Source organism: Candidatus Hydrogenedentota bacterium, assembly GCA_035416745.1.
In the GTDB taxonomy this organism is placed as follows: domain Bacteria; phylum Hydrogenedentota; class Hydrogenedentia; order Hydrogenedentales; family SLHB01; genus UBA2224.
The window spans coordinates 184,266-187,504 of record DAOLNV010000003.1 but is presented as its reverse complement, the minus strand read 5'-3'; the positions used below and the strand labels follow the sequence as shown (position 1 = coordinate 187,504).

Genomic DNA, 3,239 nt, shown 5'->3' with positions numbered 1-3,239 from the left:
TGCACTGGGTGGTGGACCCTGTCGTGCATGTTCCCTGGGGAGGCGGCAGTTTCTACGCGCCCCTGTACGGCCGTTACGTGGCGTCCGACGGGAAGGACGCGTATGGCGTCAAGCCCACCCCCGAGTTTCAACGGCTTGTGGACTGGTACCTCGAAATGCGGTCAACCGTGGACGAACAGCGTCGGCTCGAACTCGGCCACAACATTCTCGGCCAGTGGGCGGAGGAATGCTATTCAGTGGGTATCTGCCGGCCCCAAGTGCTCACCATCATAAACAAACGCTTTCGCAACGTGCCCGAGCACATCATCCACGACTACCGCATTTCCACCCCCGGTTACATCGGTATCGAACAGTTCTATTTCGAAGGAGGCAGCCCGCAATGAGACGTCGCGAGTTTCTGAAAGCCGCCGCCGTAACAGGGGCACTGGCAGGAGCGGTACAAGGTGAAGAGAGCAAAGAGACGGAGGCAAAACCCCTAACTATCGGCACCGAACCGGTCATCACGGGAAGTTTTTTTGATCTCACCCACGTCAATATCTTCGATGCGGCATACTGGACCGACACTTGCCGCTTCTGGGGCGCGGATAACTGGCGGGCCCTCATGCGCGACATGCGCGGAATCGGCATCGACACGGCCATTTGCGTCTCAACGGCATCGTGGGGCCGGCCTCTCTTCCCCGGTTACGAGAAAACGGTCGGCCTGCCGGTTAAGTTCGGCTGCGAAGACCCCCTGCGGGTGTGCGTGGATGAAGCCGAGACCCTGGGGATGACCATTTTCCTGGGCGTCGGGTTTCGCGGGCGTGTCAGCCAGGTGCGCGATTACGCCGGCATGGAGCCTCCGTGGCCCGAGGTATGGTTCACCTGGAACCGCGCCCTCGCGGAAGCCCTCGTTGAGCAATACGGCGCCCGGAAGAACTTCGGCGGACTGTACATGGCGTATGAAATGGACTTCGAACCGTATCAGATCGACCTCTACGAGAAGTTCATGTCGGAATACTTGCGGCCCGCCCTGGGAAACGTAAAGGTGCTTGCATCCCCCGGCAACCTGGGTGACCATCCCAATCTCGCGGAAGCGCCCGGCCAACTGAAACGGGCGGGCATCGACATTGTGGCGCCTCAGGACTACGGCGGGCGAACAGGGTCCATCGACGAAGCCCTCGCCCTGGTCCGCAAGAATGCGGATGCTTTGCGTCAGGCAGGCCCCGCGTTGCGTGCGAACGGCATCGAGGTCTGGGCCAATTGCGAGGCATTCAATCTCGAACCCAACCCCAGTGGACGCAGCCACTGTGTCCCTGGCAGCATGGAGCGCATCCGGCAGCAACTGGCGCTCCAGGCCCCGGTCGCGGACAAACTCATTTGCTACCAGTACCAGGGGATCATGAACCGCAAGACGGATCTGGTTATGATTGGACATCCCGATACGCAAAAACTGTATGATGCGTACCTGGCGTATTTGGAGGAAAGGAACCGAGCATGAGGGGAACACGTATCAATCGGCGCACCTTCCTGGGGATCGCCGGCGCCGCCGCGGCCGCCGGTCTTCTGCCGCGGACCGCGCGCGCGGGCATCAGTCCCAACGAAAAGATCAATCTCGCGGTGATCGGCTGCGGTGGTATGGGCTCGCGCCATATTGAAGCTCTCGCCGTCAACGAGAACTGCAACCTCGCCGCGCTGTGCGACGTCTACATCCCGCGTTATGATGCCGGACAAAAGATGGTCGAGCAGTTGTCCGGCAAGAAACCCGACGGGTACCAGGATTTCCGGCGTGTCCTTGAACGTAACGACATCGACGCCATCCTCATCGCCTCGCCCGACCATTGGCATCCCCTGCTGACCATCCTCGGCTGCGAAGCGGGAAAGGACGTGTACGTGGAGAAGCCCGCCTGCACAACGGTCGAAGAAGGACGGGCCATGGTCAACGCCGCCCGCCGCTACGGGTCCGTGGTCCAGGTGGGCACGCAGCAGCGCTCGATGCCGCTGTTCCAACAAGCCATCGACATCATACAGTCGGGAAGGCTCGGCGTCATCACATCGGGCACGGCGTGGATCGGCACGAACGGCGCCCTGGTGCACGAAAGTGTCCGCGAGATTCCCAAAGGCCTCGATTGGGACCTTTGGCAGGGCCCCGCTCCCTGGCACGACTACACCCAGGAACGGTTCACGGCCTTCCGGGCTTTCTTGGATTACGCCCGGGGCGGCGAACTGGCCAATTGGGGCGTGCATCTCGTCGATATCCTCCATTGGGGCATTCGCCAGGACCGCCCGCTGACGGTCCAGGCCGTTGGCGGCAATTACCTCGGCGGCACTGGAGCGGACAACTATGAAGTTGTGGACGCCCTGCTCGAATACCCCGGGTGCACGGTCACCTGGGAACAGCACCACAGCAATACCCATTCAACAAAAGGCTACGGCATGCGGTTCCAGGGTACCCGGGGACGCCTCACCCTCGACCGCGGCTCGTTCTGGCTCGAGAATCTCGCGCCGGACTCGGACCTGACCGCCGGCGAGGTCGTGGGCGCTCCCGAGCTCAGTTGGGCCAACCCGGATCATCACAACAACTTCTTCGAATGCATCCGCGCCCGAAAAAAGCCCCGGGCCGATATCGAGATCGGCGTGCGGTCCACGTCAGCCATCCTGTTGGCGGGCATCGCGCTCAAGGTGTCGCGAAAACTCGTATGGGACGGCGACGCCGAACGGTTCATCGGAGACGCGGAAGCCAACAAACACCTCACCCGGCCCTATCGTGCGCCGTGGCGGTTGGACGTATAGAAGGAGCGGACGATGCACAGACACAAACTGGCACTTGTGGGCCTTCTCGCACTGGCCTCCGCGTGGAGCGCTTTCGCTGGTGAGAGCGATCGGCTCGTGAGCGCGCTCGCGGGCGGAGACGAACACGCGCGCGTCGTCGCGCGCCAACTCCTGCCGCGCCACGGCGTCGAGGTCATTCCCAAACTCATCCCGCTCTTGAGCCATGAAGACATGGCCGTCAGCAAGACCGCCTTCAACGTCATCGAAGACCTTGTAAACATGGCCGGCGCGCCGGGACGTTTCGAAGACCGCCTCTTCGTTACCGCCGAAATTCTGAAACTTCTACAACCCGAACAGTCTCCCGCCATCAAAATCATCGGTATGCAACTGCTCCCATTAATCGCGCCCTCGGAGTTGCCCCTGGACCCCGTGGCCGTGTTGCTCAGGGACGCGGACCTGCGCGAAAAGGCACGCGAATGCCTCGAGCATAT

4 protein-coding genes are annotated in these 3,239 nt (G+C 61.8%); all 4 read left to right on the top strand.

The genetic code is table 11. The features are described from left to right. The coding region (locus tag PLJ71_02645) for a hypothetical protein (protein HQM47554.1) at positions 1-383 on the top strand (383 nt) is incomplete at its 5' end. Beyond that, positions 380-1,477, top strand: a complete 1,098-nt coding sequence (locus PLJ71_02640; GenBank protein HQM47553.1) for a DUF4434 domain-containing protein — start codon at positions 380-382, stop codon at positions 1,475-1,477. The genes PLJ71_02645 and PLJ71_02640, both read left to right, overlap by 4 nt. Then, entirely contained in the window at positions 1,474-2,769 is a 1,296-nt protein-coding gene (locus tag PLJ71_02635; GenBank protein ID HQM47552.1) for a Gfo/Idh/MocA family oxidoreductase, read from the top strand. The genes PLJ71_02640 and PLJ71_02635 overlap by 4 nt, the downstream gene beginning before the upstream one ends. A gap of 12 nt (positions 2,770-2,781) precedes the next feature. Next, positions 2,782-3,239 (top strand): hypothetical protein (locus PLJ71_02630; GenBank protein HQM47551.1); only part of this gene is annotated, 458 nt, incomplete at its 3' end.